18 protein-coding genes are annotated in these 17,587 nt (G+C 64.0%); 3 read left to right on the forward strand and 15 right to left on the reverse strand.

Features of this window, described 5'->3' with window-relative positions:
- Positions 1-29: 29 nt before the first annotated feature.
- The 3 genes from CEJ42_RS09370 to CEJ42_RS09380 form a co-directional block, all read right to left on the reverse strand.
- The gene (locus CEJ42_RS09370; protein WP_079216177.1) at positions 30-959 is read right to left on the reverse strand and encodes a branched-chain amino acid ABC transporter permease; all 930 of its coding nucleotides are present in this window, start codon (positions 957-959) and stop codon (positions 30-32) included.
- Positions 960-1,531: 572 nt separating this feature from the next.
- Positions 1,532-2,497, reverse strand: coding sequence for a 4-hydroxy-3-methylbut-2-enyl diphosphate reductase (gene ispH, locus CEJ42_RS09375; RefSeq protein ID WP_079216178.1), 966 nt, complete (start codon positions 2,495-2,497; stop codon positions 1,532-1,534).
- Positions 2,498-2,554: 57 nt separating this feature from the next.
- Positions 2,555-3,010 (reverse strand): FKBP-type peptidyl-prolyl cis-trans isomerase, encoded by a 456-nt coding sequence (locus CEJ42_RS09380; RefSeq protein WP_079216179.1) that lies wholly within the window; start codon positions 3,008-3,010, stop codon positions 2,555-2,557.
- A 165-nt stretch (positions 3,011-3,175) separates the two neighbouring features.
- On the opposite strand from CEJ42_RS09380, the gene radC reads away from it, so the two are divergent.
- From radC to rpmG, 3 genes are all read left to right on the forward strand, one after another.
- A complete protein-coding gene (radC, locus tag CEJ42_RS09385) occupies positions 3,176-3,850 on the forward strand; it encodes a RadC family protein (RefSeq protein WP_079216180.1) in 675 nt (224 codons plus the stop codon).
- A gap of 207 nt (positions 3,851-4,057) precedes the next feature.
- On the forward strand, positions 4,058-4,294 hold the full coding sequence (rpmB, locus tag CEJ42_RS09390) for a 50S ribosomal protein L28 (protein ID WP_006463730.1): 237 nt from the start codon (positions 4,058-4,060) through the stop codon (positions 4,292-4,294).
- A gap of 24 nt (positions 4,295-4,318) precedes the next feature.
- Positions 4,319-4,486: a 50S ribosomal protein L33 gene (rpmG, locus tag CEJ42_RS09395; RefSeq protein WP_006463731.1), complete on the forward strand. Its 168-nt coding sequence runs from the start codon at positions 4,319-4,321 to the stop codon at positions 4,484-4,486.
- 360 nt (positions 4,487-4,846) lie between these two features.
- Here the strand turns inward: rpmG and CEJ42_RS09400 are convergent, their stop codons facing one another.
- From CEJ42_RS09400 to kdsB, 12 genes are all read right to left on the reverse strand, one after another.
- Entirely contained in the window at positions 4,847-6,043 is a 1,197-nt protein-coding gene (locus tag CEJ42_RS09400; protein WP_079216181.1) for a DesA family fatty acid desaturase, read from the reverse strand.
- 68 nt (positions 6,044-6,111) lie between these two features.
- Positions 6,112-7,464 (reverse strand): mechanosensitive ion channel family protein, encoded by a 1,353-nt coding sequence (locus CEJ42_RS09405; RefSeq protein ID WP_079216182.1) that lies wholly within the window; start codon positions 7,462-7,464, stop codon positions 6,112-6,114.
- 43 nt (positions 7,465-7,507) lie between these two features.
- A complete protein-coding gene (locus CEJ42_RS09410; RefSeq protein ID WP_088750773.1) occupies positions 7,508-8,083 on the reverse strand; it encodes a phospholipase D family nuclease in 576 nt (191 codons plus the stop codon).
- The gene (locus tag CEJ42_RS09415; protein ID WP_079216184.1) at positions 8,083-9,339 is read right to left on the reverse strand and encodes an RsmB/NOP family class I SAM-dependent RNA methyltransferase; all 1,257 of its coding nucleotides are present in this window, start codon (positions 9,337-9,339) and stop codon (positions 8,083-8,085) included. Before CEJ42_RS09415 ends, CEJ42_RS09410 begins: the two co-directional genes overlap by 1 nt.
- Positions 9,340-9,381: 42 nt before the next feature.
- Positions 9,382-10,041 carry a phosphoribosylglycinamide formyltransferase gene (purN, locus tag CEJ42_RS09420; protein ID WP_175354838.1) on the reverse strand — a complete coding sequence of 220 codons (660 nt, stop codon included), beginning with the start codon at positions 10,039-10,041 and terminating at the stop codon, positions 9,382-9,384.
- Between the two features lie 88 nt (positions 10,042-10,129).
- Positions 10,130-10,609, reverse strand: coding sequence for a barstar family protein (locus tag CEJ42_RS09425; RefSeq protein WP_420840753.1), 480 nt, complete (start codon positions 10,607-10,609; stop codon positions 10,130-10,132).
- A 17-nt stretch (positions 10,610-10,626) separates the two neighbouring features.
- Positions 10,627-11,022, reverse strand: a complete 396-nt coding sequence (locus tag CEJ42_RS09430; RefSeq protein WP_079216190.1) for a guanyl-specific ribonuclease — start codon at positions 11,020-11,022, stop codon at positions 10,627-10,629.
- 152 nt (positions 11,023-11,174) lie between these two features.
- Positions 11,175-12,374: a patatin-like phospholipase family protein gene (locus CEJ42_RS09435; RefSeq protein WP_088750777.1), complete on the reverse strand. Its 1,200-nt coding sequence runs from the start codon at positions 12,372-12,374 to the stop codon at positions 11,175-11,177.
- 100 nt (positions 12,375-12,474) lie between these two features.
- Positions 12,475-13,233 carry an SDR family NAD(P)-dependent oxidoreductase gene (locus CEJ42_RS09440; RefSeq protein WP_088750778.1) on the reverse strand — a complete coding sequence of 253 codons (759 nt, stop codon included), beginning with the start codon at positions 13,231-13,233 and terminating at the stop codon, positions 12,475-12,477.
- A 227-nt stretch (positions 13,234-13,460) separates the two neighbouring features.
- A complete protein-coding gene (locus CEJ42_RS09445; protein ID WP_079216197.1) occupies positions 13,461-15,503 on the reverse strand; it encodes a sodium-translocating pyrophosphatase in 2,043 nt (680 codons plus the stop codon).
- A 278-nt stretch (positions 15,504-15,781) separates the two neighbouring features.
- Entirely contained in the window at positions 15,782-16,438 is a 657-nt protein-coding gene (gene adk, locus CEJ42_RS09450) for an adenylate kinase (RefSeq protein ID WP_079216199.1), read from the reverse strand.
- 290 nt (positions 16,439-16,728) lie between these two features.
- Positions 16,729-17,544 carry a 3-deoxy-manno-octulosonate cytidylyltransferase gene (kdsB, locus tag CEJ42_RS09455; protein ID WP_079216201.1) on the reverse strand — a complete coding sequence of 272 codons (816 nt, stop codon included), beginning with the start codon at positions 17,542-17,544 and terminating at the stop codon, positions 16,729-16,731.
- Between the last annotated feature and the right edge of the window lie 43 nt (positions 17,545-17,587).

Genomic DNA, 17,587 nt, shown 5'->3' on the forward strand with positions numbered 1-17,587 from the left:
CTTCTCTTCTGTGTAATGTTGATTGAGGCTTAAGCGCGGTCGGCTACTCGTTCACCCATGATGCCGGACGGGCGCAACGTGAGGACGATGATCAGCACGATGAAGGCGAAGATGTCCTGATAGTTGCTGCCCAGGAAATCGCCCGTCAGGTCGCCGATGTAACCGGCGCCCAGGCTCTCGATCAGGCCCAGCAGGATACCGCCCAGCATGGCCCCGTAGATGTTGCCGATGCCGCCCAGCACCGCCGCCGAGAAGGCCTTCAGGCCCGGCACGAAGCCCATCGCGAACTGCGCGGTCGAGTAGTTCGCCGCCCACATCACGCCGGCAATGGCCGCCAGGCCCGCGCCGATGGCGAACGTCACCACGATCACCTTGTTCGAATCCACCCCCATCAAACCCGCAATGCGCGGGTTCTCGGCGGTGGCGCGCATGGCGCGGCCCATCTTGGTCTTCTCCACGATCAGCACCAGGCCCAGCATGGCCAGCACCGCCAGCACCAGCAGCATGATCTGCGTGGGCGAGATCAAAGCGCCGGCGATATGCACCGGGTTGGACGGCATCACCTGCGGGAACGGCAGCGGGCTGCGGCCCCAGATCATCATGGCGATGGTCTGCAACAGGATCGACACGCCGATGGCCGTGATCAGCGGCGCCAGGCGCGGCGCGTTGCGCAGCGGCCGGTACGCCACCCGCTCGATCACCAGGCTGACCACGATGCACACCGGGATCGCGCCCACGATGGCGATGATCAGCTGCACGATGCCGGGCAACTGCGGCGCCACGTTCTGCACCAGTTTGAGCAGCGACAAACCCACCATCGCACCCACCATCAAAATGTCCCCGTGCGCGAAGTTGATCAGGTTCAGCACCCCGTACACCATCGTGTAACCCAACGCGATCAGCGCATACATGCTGCCTAGCACCAATCCGTTGATGATCTGCTGGATGAAAATGTCCATGAATAACTCTTCAATCTGAAATGACGAAAAACGCGATCGCCGGCCGGTTTGCCGGCGCTTCGCAAAAGCATGCGGATGAGCAAAATTCGTTCCCGCCGGCCGGGATGGCTGTCCCGGCCTTCATAAAAAGACGGCGCCGGCCATTGCCCGCGGTCCGGGATCGTTGATGCATGAGGGGGAAGCGGTTCAACCGCTGTCGCCGCGGATGCGGCAGAGGCGTTTCAGGCTGGCATGCCGGATGTGCCGGCGCATGCCGGCGGGCATATGGATATGCATGGTGGGGTCTCCCTGTCTCCTGTTACGCCGTGTCTGCGGCGCCGCGCCCCGCTTGAAGAGGGCTTGTGCGCGCCTGCCTTTTGGGTGGCGCGTCAATATTGGTGCGGAATTATACGCAGAACGCGAACACAATCCACCCAAAAATCGGTGCTGTTACATAAGAAATTGCGGTAAGACCAGTCAATTACATCGATTTTATGCAGGAAACTTTGCCAAAATGAAAAAGGCTTGCATCAGCAAGCCTTTTTCCGTGCCTCCCGACCAGCGGCGGGTCGGTCGATGATGCCCTTGCGCGCTCAGGCGCCTTCCACGGCGGGCGCGATACGCGCGCCCAGGCCCTTGGGCAGCGGGAAGGTGACGTTTTCCTCGATGCCGTCGAGCACGCGCACGCTGCGCGAACCGATTTCCTTCAGGCGGTCGATCACGGCCTGCACCAGCACCTCGGGCGCCGATGCGCCGGCGGTGACGCCGATGCGCTGCCGGCCGGCCACCCACTCCGGCTGGATCAGCGCGGCGTTGTCGACCATGAAGGCGGGCACGCCCTTCTTCTCGGCCAGCTCGCGCAGGCGATTGGAGTTGGAGCTGTTGGGGCTGCCGACCACGATCACGACGTCGACCTGCGGCGCCATGAACTTGACCGCTTCCTGGCGGTTGGTGGTGGCGTAGCAGATGTCGCCCTTCTTGGGCTCGGAGATCGCCGGGAAGCGCTCGCGCAGCGCGGCGATGATCTCTGCGGTGTCGTCCACCGACAGCGTGGTCTGCGAGACGTAGGCCAGCAGTTCGGGATCGGCGACCTGCAGCTTCTGCACGTCGTCCACCGTTTCCACCAGGTGCATGCCCGCTTCGGTCTGGCCCATGGTGCCTTCCACCTCGGGGTGGCCGGCGTGGCCGATCATGATGATCTCGCGACCCTCGCGGCGCATCTTGGCCACTTCCATGTGGACCTTGGTGACCAGCGGGCAGGTGGCGTCGAACACGGTCAGGCCGCGCTCGGCGGCTTCCGCCTGGATCGCCTTGGAGACGCCGTGGGCGGAGAAGATCACGGTGTTGCCGGCCGGGACGTCGGCCAGCTCTTCGATGAAGATGGCGCCCTTGGCGCGCAGGTCGCTGACCACGTAGGCGTTGTGCACGATCTCATGGCGCACATAGATGGGCGCGCCGAACTGCTGCAGCGCGCGCTCGACGATTTCGATGGCGCGGTCGACGCCGGCGCAAAAACCGCGCGGCTGGGCGAGCAGGATTTCGGATTCTGCTTTATCCATGGTGGCTATTCCTTAGCTCAAAACTGTCTAGCGACTCTTAGCCGATGTTTGGTCGGCTCACAGAATTCCAATGATTTTCACTTCAAACTTCAGCGTCTGGCCGGCCAAAGGATGATTGAAATCGAAGATGGCCCCATCATCGTCGATCGCACGCAGGATACCGGCAAAACGGCCGCCGCCCGGCGCGGCGAAATCGACCAGGTCGCCCACGCGGTAATCCTCGTCCATGGACGAGTTTTCTTCCAGCGTGGCGCGCGAGATGCGCTGGACCAGCTCATCGCTGCGCTCGCCGAAGGCTTTTTCCGGCGACAGCTCGAAGGTCTGGTGGGCGCCCTCCGGCAGGCCCAGCAGGCAGGCTTCCAGGAACGGCGCCAGCTGGCCCTGGCCAAACTGCAGCGTGGCCGGGTTCTCGTTGAAGGTGCTGACGATGTCTTCCCCGTCCAGCGAGGCCAGGCGGTAATGCAGGGTGAGGTAGGCGTTGTCGGTGACGACGGGGACGGATGGGCTGGACATGAAAGGAAATCAGAGATGCACAAGAACCCGCTATTGTAAGGCATAAGCCACGTTTGGCCGCCGCGCCGCCCCGCCGGATTGGCGCGGGGCTTTCGCCCGGCGGCTCCGGCGGGATTTTCCGGTCCGGCCCAAGCTCCCCTCTTCTTTTTCCATCCCGATGACGACATGGCAATAACAGATTGGCCGGAAGACCAGCGCCCGCGCGAGCGCCTGATACGCCAGGGGGCGGCGGCGCTGTCCGACGCCGAGTTGCTGGCGGTATTCCTGCGCGTGGGCGTGGCGGGCAAAAGCGCGGTGGACCTGGCGCGCGAGATGCTGCTGCGTTTCGGCTCGCTGGGCGCGCTGTTTGCCGCCGGGCTGCGCGAATTCTCGCTGATCAACGGCCTGGGGCCGGCCAAGTACGCCCAGCTGCAGGCCGTGCTGGAGCTGGCTAAGCGCGCGCTGGGCGAGGAACTGGAAGACGGCGCCCTGCTGAACTCGACGCAGGCGGTCGGCCAGTACCTGAAGCTGCTGTTCAAGAACAAGGCGCATGAATGCTTCGTGGTGCTGTTCCTGGACGTGCGCAACCACCTGATAGCCACCGAGGAGCTGTCGCGCGGCACGCTGTCCCAGGCCAGCGTCTACCCGCGCGAGGTGGTGAAGGCGGCGCTGGGCCACAACGCGGCGGCGGTGATCCTGGCCCATAATCACCCGTCCGGCGATCCCCGTCCCAGCCAGGCTGACGTGGAACTCACCAGGATACTGATACAGGCGCTGGGACTGGTCGAAGTGCGGGTGCTGGACCATTTCGTGGTGGCCGGGACACGCACGCACTCCTTCGCCGAACACGGTCAGATGTGAATTGCGCCAACCATTCATGCCCGCAAACCCGCATGGCTGCGGGATCCGGGGCTGGTTCGGAGATATCGGATGCGGGGACGGAATCAAATTGTTAAATAAAGAAACAATTAAACGACACGATTGTTTTTCGCAAGTCATTGAAAAATCAATGTTTTTTCCCTATACTCTCGTTTTTCCCAAATTCGGAAATTTTTAAGGAGTACTAACATGGCACGTGTCTGCCAAGTCACCGGGAAGGGGCCGATGGTCGGCAACAACGTTTCCCATGCAAACAACAAGACCAAGCGTCGCTTCCTGCCCAACCTGCAGAACCGCCGCATTTTCGTCGAGTCCGAGAACCGCTGGGTTTCGCTGCGTTTGTCCAACGCCGGCCTGCGCGTGATCGACAAGATCGGCATCGATGCCGTTCTGGCCGATCTGCGTGCTCGTGGCGAAAAAGTCTAATTAGCAGAGTAAAGGAAATCTATCATGGCGAAATCCGGCCGCGACAAAATCAAACTGGAGTCGACTGCAGGTACCGGTCACTTCTACACCACCACCAAGAACAAGCGTACTACGCCCGAAAAGATCAGCATCATGAAGTTCGATCCCAAGGCACGTAAGCACGTCGAATACAAAGAGACCAAGATCAAGTAATTGATCCTCTCTTGGTGGTGATGAAGAACCCCGCTCAAGCGGGGTTTTTTATTGCCTGAAAAAAGGCAAACCAATAAAGAGAGGCCTATTGCGCGGGGCAGCGGGCTGCGGCCTGCGCCGAAGCGATGGGCAACGCAATGCATGGACTGGACCAGCTCAGGGGCTGAGACACCCGCTTCGCGTGGTTCTGGCGCGAACTGCGGGGCGCGCCGACGCGAACCGGCGCCATCGAGACGGGACGAAAAAGCTCGCCCCGTCCCCACCTCCAAAGCCGGCGAGCGCATCAGGAACCCAGAAACACAAAACCCCCGCAGATTTCCATCTGCGGGGGTTTTGCATTTAGGACTGACGCGGCCGGTATCAGGCGTAGCTGCGCAGGCGCTGTGCGAACTCACGCAGGGCCTTGATGCCCGACGCCTCGGCGCGCGCGCACCAGTCTTGCAGCTGGTGCAGCAGCTGTTCGCGGGTCGAGTGCGAACGCTCCCAGATGGCGCCCAGTTCGACGCGCATCTCGTGCATGGTCTGCAGCGCCTTGCTGTGGGCGAACAGCTCGGAGAGTTGCTGCTTCTGGCCGTCTTCCAGCTTGGCCGGCTCACGTTGCAGCAGCTTCTTGGAAGACTTCAGGAAGCGCGACTCCAGCTTGGCCTTTTCGATCAGATGATCCAGTTCGTCCTTCCAGGCGGCCTTGACCGAGCGCGCATACTTGGCGGTCACGTCGTAGCGGTTGGAAATCACGGACTGCAGGGTGTCCAGGTCGATGACGGCCTTCTTGCTGTCGAACTTGGGCACCGGGGCAACCTTCTTCACCTTGGCCAGGCCGACGGTTTCCAGGATGCGGATATACATCCAGCCGATGTCGAACTCGTACCACTTGGACGAGAACTTGGCCGACGTGCCGAAGGTGTGGTGGTTGTTGTGCATCTCTTCGCCGCCGATGATGATGCCGATCGGGAACAGGTTGGTCGCGGCGTCGTTGCAGTCGTAGTTGCGATAGCCCCAGAAGTGGCCCAGGCCATTGACCACGCCGGCGGCCCAGAACGGGATCCATGCCATCTGCACCGCCCACACGGCCAGGCCGATGGCGCCGAACAGCAGCACGTCGATGATCAGCATGATGCCCACGCCCTGCCAGCCGTACTTGCTGTAGATGTTGTGCTCCAGCCAGTCGTCGGGCGTGCCGTGACCGAATTTCTCCATGGTCTCGGCATTCTTGGACTCTTCACGGTAGAGCTCGGCGCCCTGCCACATCACCTTGCTGATGCCGCGGGTCTGCGGGCTGTGCGGATCTTCTTCGGTCTCGCACTTGGCGTGGTGCTTGCGGTGGATGGCGGCCCATTCCTTGGTCACCATGCCGGTGGTCATCCACAGCCACAGGCGGAAGAAGTGGCTGGGGATCGCGTGCAGTTCGAGCGCGCGGTGCGCCTGGCAACGATGCAGGTAGAGTGTCACGCCCACGATGGTGATGTGGGTCATCACCAATGTGTAAATGACAATCTGCCAACCGCTCGCGTGCAGCAAGCCGTTGGCAACAAAGTCGAGGATCGCATCTAAGGTCATCACTACTCCAAATAGAAAACAGCTATCGGAAAAACTATCTTGTTCCGTGAAAATGTTTTTATTTTCTTTTAAGTACCGCGCATTGTACGCGAATTATTCTCGTTTGGGCGATCAGGATTTTCCTGAGGGACTGATTGCCGGAAACTGCGCTCATCCATGATGCGAATGTCCCGCTTGGCATGGGCCAGCTGTATGCCGTGCTGCTTGAACGCCTTCCAGATTGCCCGGTTGACATCGGAAATCACGTTGAGGCGCCCGTTTTCCGGGTCGGTGATCCAGAACCCCAGCTCCAGATCCAGGCCGTCGGCGCCGATCTTGATCAGCAGGGCCTGCGGCGCGGTCTGCTGCGACACCCGCTGCACCCCAAGTGCGGCCTGCTCCATGATAGACAAGACGGTTTCAACATCGTCCTGATACAGAATTGTAAGCTGTGTGGACAAACGTACAATGCGGTGCGTCAAGGAATAATTCTGCACCGGGTTGGAAACGAACAATTCGTTGGGCAACACCGACTCGATGCCGTCCAGTCCCTCCAGGATCGTGTAGCGGGTATTGATCTGGGTGACCTTGCCGAAATATTTCTCCACCGCAACCATGTCACCGATCACCATGCTGCGCTCGAGCAGGATCACGAAGCCTGAGACATAGCTGCTGGCGATCTTCTGCAGGCCCAGGCCGATACCCACGCCCAGCGCGCCGCCGAACACCGACAGGACGGTCAGGTCGATGCCCACCAGCGACAGGCTGACCAGGAAGGCGACCAGGATCAGCACCGCGCGGGTCATGCGCGCCACCACGGTACGCAGCGAGGAATGCATGCTGCTGAACTTCATCAGCCGGTTTTCCAGCACCGCGCCTATCCACAGGGCGATGATCAGCGTCACCAGCACCGAGGCCACCGCCTGCAGCACGGTCAGCAGCGATACCTTGTGGCGGCCCAGCGGCAACGTGGTGCCGTCGAGGTAGTCGACGAAATCCGGCCACAGGCCGACGATCCACAGCAGCACGCAGATCCAGACCAGCACCGCGATCACCTTCTCCGACAGGTGCAGCAAGGCGCCCACGGTGGCGTCCTTGACGAAGATGCCGCGCAGCACGTAGAACACGAAGCGCATCGACACCTGGGCCACCGCCAGCGGGAAGATGATCTCCCACAGCGACACCGGATGGCCGAGGCGCTTCATGCCGTAGTAGGCGCCTGTCAGCAGGAGCAGAGCCAGCAGCGGCGAGAGCACGCGCGCGAAGCTCTTGACGCCGATCTGCATGAACGACTGATGCTCGTCGCCGGTAATGACGAACATGCCGCGCAGCCAGCGCGACAGGCCGATGCCGCCCAGCACGCAGGCGGCGATCGCCATCAGCTGGCGCAGGATGGCCAGCGGCGGATAGTCGGTGAACAGGGAAAAGAAATGGTCGGTCATGAGCGGCCGGCAGGGTCACTAAATGGCGGCAATCATATCCCGCTCAGGGCGCCGCCTCGGCGTCTTCGCGATGGCGTTGCCAATTGGCCGCATAGCGCGCGGCCAGCGGCGGGTTCTTGTCCAGCACGAGGATGTTCTCGGCGTTCTTGTGCTGCGCCGACCAGGTGAAATTGAAGCTGCCGGTGATCACCGCGGCCGAAGGCAGGCCGGCGTCGATCACGATCACCTTGTTGTGGGCGTTGCGATATTTGGTCTCCAGCCAGACCGGCACGCCGGCGCCGCGCAGCTGCTGCAGCCGCTCGGTGGAATTCTTGTCCAGCTGGCCGCCGTCCATCAGCACGCGCACGTCGATGCCGCGCTTGCGCGCGGCCACCAGCGCATCGGTGATCGGCCGGCTGGTCAGCAGGTAGGCCTGCACCAGCACTTGCTTGCGCGCCTCGCCCAGGCGTCCGATGATCAGGCCTTCGACATCGTCCCAGGGCGCGAAAGCGGCCTGCACCGTGCCCTGCGCGGCCAGCGCCGGCGGCGCCGATTCCTTGGCCTGCGCGGCAAAGGCCGCCAGCAGGCAAGCCAGCGGCAGCCAACGGTACGACCGGTGCGGCCGGTTCTTCAACCGCATCAAGCGCGGCGCTCCAGCACGGCGGCGAAGAAGCCATCGGTCTGGTGCTGGTGCGGCAGCAGCTTCAGGTAGTCGCCGGTATCCAGCTCGATCTTCTGCTCGGCCAGCACGTCGCGCATCGGGCGCAGCGTGAAGTCGGGATGCGACTGCAGGAAGTCGGCGATGACTTCGTCGTTTTCTTCTTCGAGGATGCTGCAGGTGCCGTACACCAGGCGGCCGCCCGGGCGCACCAGGCGCGCGGCGCTGGCCAGGATGCTGGTCTGCTTGGCGCGCATCTCGGCCAGGGTATCGACGGTCTGGCGCCACTTCATGTCGGGGTTGCGGCGCAGGGTGCCCAGGCCGCTGCAGGGCGCGTCCACCAGCACGCGGTCGATCTTGCCGGCCAGGCGCTTGACCTTGGCGTCGTTCTCATGGGCGATCACCACCGGATGCACGTTGGACAGGCCACTGCGCGCCAGGCGCGGCTTGAGCTTGGCCAGGCGCTTTTCGGAAACGTCGAAGGCATACAGGCGGCCGGTGTTGCGCATCAGCGCGCCCAGCGCCAGGGTCTTGCCGCCGGCGCCGGCGCAGAAGTCCACCACCATCTCGCCGCGCTTGGCGCCCACCACCTGGGCCAGCAGCTGGCTGCCTTCGTCCTGCACTTCGATGGCGCCGTCCTTGAACAGCGGCAGGTTCTGCAGCGCCGGCTTCTTCAGTACGCGCAGGCCCAGCGGCGAATACGGCGTGGGCTCGCAGGCCACCGGCGCCTTGGCCAGCTCGGCGATCACGGTGTCGCGGTCGGACTTGAGGGCATTCACGCGCAGGTCCAGCGGCGCCGGGCGGTTCATGGCGTCGGCCAGTTCCAGCGTGCCGGCTTCGCCCACGCGCGCCACCAGCTTTTCATACAGCCAGGGCGGCAGGTTGCTGCGCAGCTGCGGCGGCAGCTGGGTGCGGTCGATCTGCGCCACGCGCGCCAGCCAGTCGGCCTCGCCTTCCTGCAGGCCGGCGATGGCGTCCGGTCCGACGGCGTCGGCCAAGCCCAGCAGGGCCAGGCGGCGCATCATCGGGCCGTTGCCGGATTCGGCGAAATTGGTCAGCACCGACTTGTTGCGCAGCAGGCCGTACACGGCTTCGGCGATGACGCCGCGCTCGCGGCTACCCAGTCGCGGGTTCTCGCGGAAGTAGCGCGACAGCGTCACGTCGGCCGGGCCGGTGAAGCGCAGCACTTCGCGCAGCAGTTCTTCGGTATGGGGAATGATCGCGGGTGGCAATCTCATGCTCGGTCCTTCAGATTCAAAAATGGATAAGCCGCTCGCGGCTCAAATTGCGATGACGGATGCTTCGTCGGGCACAGCTGCCACGGCCTCGGCCGCAGCGGGCGCCAGGCGCACGCGTGCGCCGTCCAGCGCCAGGCGTCCCTCGACGAACCAGCGCACGGCGCGGGGATAGATCACATGCTCCTGCTCCAGCACGCGTTCGGCCAGGACTTCCTCGCTGTCATCCTCCTGCACCGGCACGCAGGCCTGCGCCACGATCGGGCCGTGGTCGAGGTCGGGCGTGACGAAATGCACGGTCGCGCCGTGCAGCTTCACGCCGGCGGCCAGCGCCTGGCGATGCGTGGCCAGGCCCGGGAAGCTGGGCAGCAGCGACGGATGGATGTTCAGCATGCGCCCCTTGTAATGCTCCACGAAGGGCGCCGTCAGGATACGCATGAAACCGGCCAGCACCACCAGGTCGGGGGCGTAGGCGTCGATCTTCTCGCGCAGCGCGGCGTCGAACCGGTCGCGCGTGGCGTATTCGCGATTGGGAATGACCTCGGTCGGAATGCCGTGCGCGGCGGCGAACTCCAGCCCGCTGGCGTCGGCGCGGTTACTGATGACGGCGGAAATCTTGGCGGGCCATTGCTCGCCCTGTGCGGCGCGGACGATGGCTTCCATATTGCTGCCGCGTCCGGAAATCAGGATGACAATGCTTCTCATGGTTTGCGCATTGTACCTGCTGGCGGCCCTGTCGCCGCCATTTTTCACAATGTGGAACGTAGTGGCCGGCCGAATTTTTTACGGAAATTTACTGGAAGGAATAGAACACCCGGAATGGAATCTTCTTCTCGGCCCAGTAATCAGCGGCGTCGCGGAAGACGTCGAGCAAGGTCTCGCGCGCTTCCTTGTCGAATTTTTGCGTATTGGGCAGTTGTTCCAGCACCACGACGAAGCCCGGCTGCTTGCCGGACTTGTGCGTCAGGTCGGTCAGACAATCGGCCAGGGCGTCGAAATTCTTGCCGAAATGCCGGGGAAAATGAAAGGCGGTGGCGATGGTCGCCAGCACCTGCTGTTTCGTGACCGCCTCGGCGCAATAGGCATAGAGAAAGTGCTGCTCCAGACGAGCGGCCTCTTCCTGCAACTCGGTCACGCGGAAGGCGCGGATCGACTGCACAATATTTGGCGGCACCGTTTTAAACAAACTCATTCTCCCTTCAGTATCCATTGACGAGGTAGTGGTTGCATCCCTGGCTGGAGGCAAGGCTCGCCCGCCTTGCCCGTATTGCATGGAATCGGTCGGCGCGGTCAATCGCGAATCCGGCGAAACGTCTTGTAATGGTCGCTCGTGTAATAGTATTCGCCGGAAGACCTGGGATCTCCTCCGCTGATGATCCTGCGGGCCCCGCGGTTGCGCGCACGCGGGGTTTTTACCGTGAATTCGTGATAATACCCGCGCTTTTGCCTGGGTAAAACCCCTTCATAGTTGCCGAAAACCGAGCCGTCCTTGTCGTAGGGAAAAGGCCCGCCCTGGCGGATCAGCGCCATGGTCTGCTGGGCTTCGCGCGGCAACTGGTCGATCGTGACCTCAGGGATGAGGCCGGGCTCGGGGCCGCGCGCATGCGCCGGCGCGGCCAGCATCAGGGCGGTCAGCAGGACCAGCCAATATTTCATGAAGATCGAGGAAATGAATCGGGCTCGCATTTTTACGGTTGCAAATTTATTAATTTTCAGCAATACGACATCGTAGATTAACGTTTTGCTTTCAGCTAGGCAACCGTTGAACCACCTCGCGCATTGACCGGGAACAAGGCCGCGTCGCGATGGCGCGGCCGATGTCCCGGCGGGCGAAAAGCTCAGGCTTGGAGCAGTTGGGCGGTTTCCGGTTCAAAAAACGCCAGCACTTCATTGCGCTTGGCGTAGGTATCGGCCTCGCCCAGGGCGATCAGCTCGCGTGTGAAGCTCTGCTCGAACAGCAGATAGGACGCCAGCGCCGAACCGCGCGCCTCGGTCGCGCCGATGCCGCCCAGCATGGTGCGGATCGGACGCGGCAGGCTGTCCACATGGCGGCTGGCGATGCTGTCGATACGCTCCGAGGGCGAAATCACCAGCGTGCGGACCGGCTTTAACGGGGTGCGCTTGCGCTGCTCGTCGTTGAGCACCGAGAGCGTCTGGTTGACGCGGTTGGTGCGCTCGATGTCGGCGGCCAGGCCGTCGAGGAAGATGCCCGACATGGCATGGCCGGCCACCTGCGCCAGGCTCGGGTACTGCGGCGTGTTGGTGGGCGCGTCTTCGCCCTTCTCGCCCATGCGACCGGCGCCGATCACCAGCACCTTGGTGGCGCCCAGGTGGATCGCCGGCGAGATCGGTGCAATCTGGCGCATCGAGCCGTCGCCGCAGTATTCGCAGCGGCCGTCGATGTACAGCGGAATGGCCGGAAAGATGAACGGAATGGCCGACGAGGCCAGCAGGTGGTCGATGCCGATCTGGTCGCGGATCGCCAGGCGCTGGGTGCGGCGCCAGGGTTCGATCTCGTCCATGCACTGGTAGAAGGTCATGTGCTGCCCGCTGGAGTACGACGAGGCCGTCACCGCCAGCGCGTGCAGGTTGCCGTCGGCCAGCGCGGCGTCCAGCCGCGGCAGGTCCAGCAGGCGGTGCAGCATGGACACCAGCGGGGTATTGTCCAGCAGCGAATTGGGCGGGTTGGCGCGCCACTTGCGCAGCAGCCAGCCGAAGGAAAACAGCGACAGCCAGCGCGCCCCGGAACGCAGCACGCCCAGCGAGTCGGCGCGGTAGACCTGCTCGACCTTGAAGTTGGCCCAGACCGACATCAGCTCGCGCACCGCCTCGCCGAAATCGTCGGCGCGGCAGGCCAACGCGGTGCCGTTGATGGCGCCGGCCGAGGTGCCGCAGATGATGGGAAACGGATTGCGGTGAACCGGCCAGCCCGATTCAAGCAAAATGAAGGACAAGGCGTTGAGCACGCCCACTTGATAGGCGGCCCGGGCGCCCCCTCCCGTCAGGATCAATCCTGTTTTTTGCTCTGTTGACTCCATGTCAAGAGCTTATCAGCAGCATTCGCAGAATGGCGAAAAATGTTGAGATGCAGCGCACAACCGCCGCCCGGCAGTTGCGCGCACGCCGCTTCGCTCCGGCTTATTTCGGCGCCATCCGGATCGCGCCGTCCAGGCGGATGGTCTCGCCGTTGAGCATGACGTTCTCGATGATGGTCCGGGCCAGCTGGGCATACTCGGTCGCGCGGCCCAGGCGCGGCGGGAACGGCACGGCCTGGCCCAGCGAGTCGAGCACTTCCTGCGGCATGGCCAGCATCATCGGCGTCTCGAAGATGCCGGGGGCGATGGTCATCACGCGGATGCCGGTGCGCGACAGGTCGCGCGCCATCGGCAGGGTCATGGCGACGATGGCGCCCTTGGAGGCCGAATAGGCGGTCTGCCCGATCTGGCCGTCATAGGCCGCCACCGATGCGGTGTTGATGATCACGCCGCGTTCGCCCTCTTCGGCGGGGTCGGTGCGGGCCATCGCCTCGGCGGCGAAACGCGCCATGTTGAAACTGCCGACCAGGTTGATGTTGAGCGTCTTCATGAACAGCGCCATGGTGTGCGGGCCGCTCTTGCCGATCAATTTCTCGGCCGGGGCGATGCCGGCGCAATTGACCAGGCCGCGCAGCGTTCCCAGCGCCTGCGCGGCGCGCGCGACAGCCTGCGCGTCTTCCTCCGAACTGACGTCGCAGCGCACGAATACGCCGCCCAGCTCCTGCGCCAGCTTGCCGCCGGCCTCCTCGTTCAGGTCGGCCAGTACCGGCTTGCCGCCGGCGGCGGCGATCATGCGCGCGGTGGCCGCGCCCAGTCCCGATGCCGCGCCCGTGACGATGAAAACATTTCCTTCGATGCGCATCCTGTCTCCTTGCTTTGTTGTTCCGGCGACGCCCTCGCGCGCCGGGCGGGATCGCCGCCATGGCGCACGGCGATGCAGCTGCCCGCCGGCTGTTGGATAGGCGCCTATTATTTGCCGGATTGCCGTGTCTGGCAATGCGGCCGCATGAAAGCGGCAGGGAGATTATGCGCATGCCGCCGCGCGCAACACTATCCGCGCGGCGACAATCGTCACAAGGAAGGCGTGGCTCAGGACGGCAGCGCCGGCAGCAGCGGCACCAGCAGCAAGGCCACGATGTTGATGATCTTGATCAGCGGGTTGACGGCGGGACCGGCGGTGTCCTTGTACGGGTCGCCCACGGTGTCGCCGGTGACGGCGGCCTTGTGCGCGTCCGAACCCTTGCCGCCGTGATGGCCGTCCTCGATGTACTTCTTGGCGTTGTCCCAGGCGCCGCCGCCGGTGGTCATCGAGATCGCCACGAACAGGCCGGTGACGATGGTGCCCATCAGGAGCCCGCCCAGCGCCGAGGCGCCCAGCAGCATCCCGACCAGGATCGGCACGATCACCGGCAGCAGCGAAGGCAGGATCATCTCGCGGATCGCCGACGAGGTCAGCATGTCGACGGCGCGGTCGTATTCGGGCTTGCCGCTGCCGTCCATGATGCCCTTGATCTCGCTGAACTGGCGCCGCACCTCGACCACCACCGCCCCGGCCGCGCGCCCCACCGCTTCCATCGCCATCGCGCCGAACAGGTAGGGGATCAGGCCGCCGATGAACAGGCCGACGATCACCGCCGGACTGGACAAGTCGAAGCTGGCGGTCTTGCCCACCGTTTCAAGCGCGTGCGTGTAGTCGGCGAACAGCACCAGCGAGGCCAGACCGGCCGAACCGATCGCATAGCCCTTGGTCACCGCCTTGGTGGTGTTGCCCACCGCGTCCAGCGGATCGGTGATGGCGCGCACCGACTCCGGCAGGCCGGACATCTCGGCGATGCCGCCGGCGTTGTCGGTGATCGGTCCGTAGGCGTCCAGCGCCACCACGATGCCGGCCATGGAGAGCATCGACGTCGCCGCGATCGCGATGCCGTACAGCCCGGCCAGCCAGTAGGAGGCGATGATGGCCGCGCACACCGCCAGCACCGGATAGGCGGTCGACTTCATCGACACGCCCAGGCCGGCGATGATGTTGGTGCCGTGGCCGGTGGTGGACGCCTGCGCGATATGGCGCACCGGCTTGAAGTCGGTGCCGGTGTAGTACTCGGTGATGTAGACCATCAGGCCGGTCAGCACGATGCCGACCACCGCCGAGCCCACCAGCGGCACGCGCAACTCGGGCGGCAGCATCAGCCAGCTGACGACCACGAAGCCGATCAGCGAAAGCCCGGCCGACCACCACAGCCCGGTATAGAGGGCCGACATGATCTTCTTGCCGGGCTTGGCCCTGACCATCGAGCAGCCGACGATGGAGGCCAGGATCGAGACGCCGCCCAGCGCCAGCGGATAGAGCACCGCCAGCGTCTCCAGGCCCTTGAGCATCAGGCTGCCCAGCAGCATGGTGGCCACCAGCGTGACCACGTAGGTCTCGAACAGGTCGGCCGCCATGCCGGCGCAGTCGCCCACGTTGTCGCCCACGTTGTCGGCGATCACCGCCGGGTTGCGCGGATCATCCTCGGGGATGCCGGCCTCGACCTTGCCCACCAGGTCCGCGCCCACATCCGCGCCCTTGGTGAAGATGCCGCCGCCCAGCCGGGCGAAGATGGAAATCAGCGACGCGCCGAAGGCCAGCCCGATCAGCGGCTGGATCGCATCATGCAGGCTGGCGGCGCGCCCCTGGCCATAACCGAAGAGGAACCAGAAGAACAGCGTCACGCCCAATAGCCCCAGGCCCACCACCAGCATGCCGGTGATCGCCCCGCCGCGAAAAGCCACGCCCAGCGCCTCGTTCATGCCGCGCGTGGCGGCCTGGGCGGTGCGCACGTTGGCGCGCACCGAGACGTTCATGCCGATGAAGCCGCAGGCGCCCGACAGCACCGCGCCCAGCAGGAAGCCGGCCGCGGTCAGCCAGCCCAGCCCGGGAATCAATGCGATCACGATCAGGAGCACCACCCCGACCATGGCGATGGTGCGGTACTGGCGCGCGAGGTAGGCGGCGGCCCCCTGCTGGATCGCGCCCGCGATCTCCTGCATGCGGGCGTTGCCGGGGTCCTGCTTCAGAATCCAGCTGCGGGATACGAGGCCATAGAGCACTGCGACGATGCCGCAGGCAATGGCGAACCATAAGGCTAGTGCCATCTTTGTCTCCTTGTTATCACGACTCATCAACAATCACGAACATCCGCCGCGCCGTCCGGTGAACCCTTCCACCGTCGCCGCGGCCGATACTGCGCCTGCAAATTGCGTCGCCCTTTTTCTTGGATTTCTGTTGCTGCCCGGGCTGCCGCCGTCCGGTTCGCGATGAACCGGGCGGCCGTGTATAGCGTCACCCTCCTGCCTGTATCCTGCTATCCGGTCCCTGTCGATATCGGCCCGCCGCGCGGGCATAAAAAAAGCGGACCGCAGTCCGCTTTACTTTACTCCGCCAGGGCGGCAAATGCACGATCCCTGATTTCTTCCACCGGTCCGACGCCGGCGATCTTGCGATACTTCGGCGCGCCGGGCTGGCCCGACTTGGCCCAGTCGCCGTAGTAGCTGAGCAGCACTTCGGTCTGGTCGTGATAGACCGACAGGCGCTTCTTGACGGTTTCTTCCTTGTCGTCGTCGCGCTGGATCAGCGCTTCGCCGGTGGCGTCGTCGCGGCCTTCGACCTTGGGCGGGTTGAACTTGACATGGTAGGTGCGACCCGAACCCGGGTGCACGCGGCGGCCGCTCATGCGCTCGACGATGGCGCTGTCGGGCACGTCGATTTCCAGCACGTAGTCGATGGCCACGCCGGCTTCCTTCATGGCGTCAGCCTGGCGGGTGGTGCGCGGGAAACCGTCGAACAGGTAGCCGTTGGCGCAATCGTCCTGCTTCAGGCGATCCTTGACCAGGCCGATGATGATGTCGTCAGAAACCAGTCCGCCTGCATCCATCACCTTCTTGGCGGCGATGCCCAGTTCGGTGCCCGCAGCCACTGCCGCACGCAGCATGTCGCCGGTGGAGATTTGCGGGATGTTGAATTTTTCCTTGATAAAAGTGGCTTGCGTGCCTTTACCGGCACCAGGCGCTCCTAGAAGGATGAGGCGCATGTCGTTTCCTAAATTGAGGTTTCTGAAATATGAATGCTTGAATTCTTTTGCGATGGGGCGGCGGTCGGAACCGGCCACCAGGGCGCTTGTATAGCTTTTTTGGGTCGCCGTCTGCATCAGCTCTGGACGAAACTTACCACAAAATCTTACTGAACCATGACAAACGCCTGATTTTTAAGCAGTCTCCGGCCTTCGATTGTGTCGCGCAAGGTTGACAGCAAACTTACAGAAAGCCGCTCCAGCGCGCCTTGCGCCGGATCAGACGAATCGGTCTTTACATCAGGGCCGCGTCACAGCGAAGCAATGGTCTTCACCAGCGGGCTGTCAGGCGGCGCCTCGAAATGCTTGCGCACGCGCAACAGGTCTTCCGGGGTATCCACGCCCGCTTCCGGCACCATCGACGTGACGTGCACGGCGATCGAGTGGCCGTGCCACAGCACGCGGAGCTGCTCCAGCGCCTCGATGCGCTCCACCGGCGAGGCCGTCAGCGTCGGGTACAACTGCAGGAAATGATTGCTGTAGGCGTACAGGCCGATGTGGCGCAGCGGCGCGTAGTCGTTGGCGTGGTCCGGACCGTGCGCCTCGGGCAACGCGTCGCGGCTTTTGGCGAAGGCGTCGCGGTGCCAGGGGATGGTGGCGCGCGAGAAGTACATGGCGCAGCCGTCCTTGTTGAGCACCACCTTCACCACGTTCGGATTGAAGGCGTCGGCGGCGCTTTCGATGGCGTGGGCGGCCGTGGCCATCGGCACGCCGGGCTTGATGTGCGAGGCCGTCGCAGCGATCAGGCCGGGATCGATCAGGGGTTCGTCGCCCTGCACGTTGACCACCACCGCGTCGTCGGCCAGGTCCAGCGAGGCGGCCACTTCGGCGATGCGGTCGGTGCCCGACGGATGGTCGGCGCGCGTCATCGCCACCTCGACGCCGTGCTGGCGGCAGGCCTCATGGATGTCGTGATGATCGGTGGCGACGATGATGCGCGCGGCGCCCGAGAGCGCGGCGCGCTCGGCGACGCGCACGATCATCGGCTTGCCGCCCAGGTCGGCCAGCGGCTTGTTGGGCAGGCGCGTCGACGCCAGGCGCGCCGGAATGATGACGGTGAAGGACATGGGATCAGCTGCAGGTAAGGATCAGGCGCAGGAAGCGGCGCGG

Source organism: Herbaspirillum robiniae (assembly GCF_002213415.1).
Classification (GTDB): domain Bacteria; phylum Pseudomonadota; class Gammaproteobacteria; order Burkholderiales; family Burkholderiaceae_D; genus Herbaspirillum; species Herbaspirillum robiniae.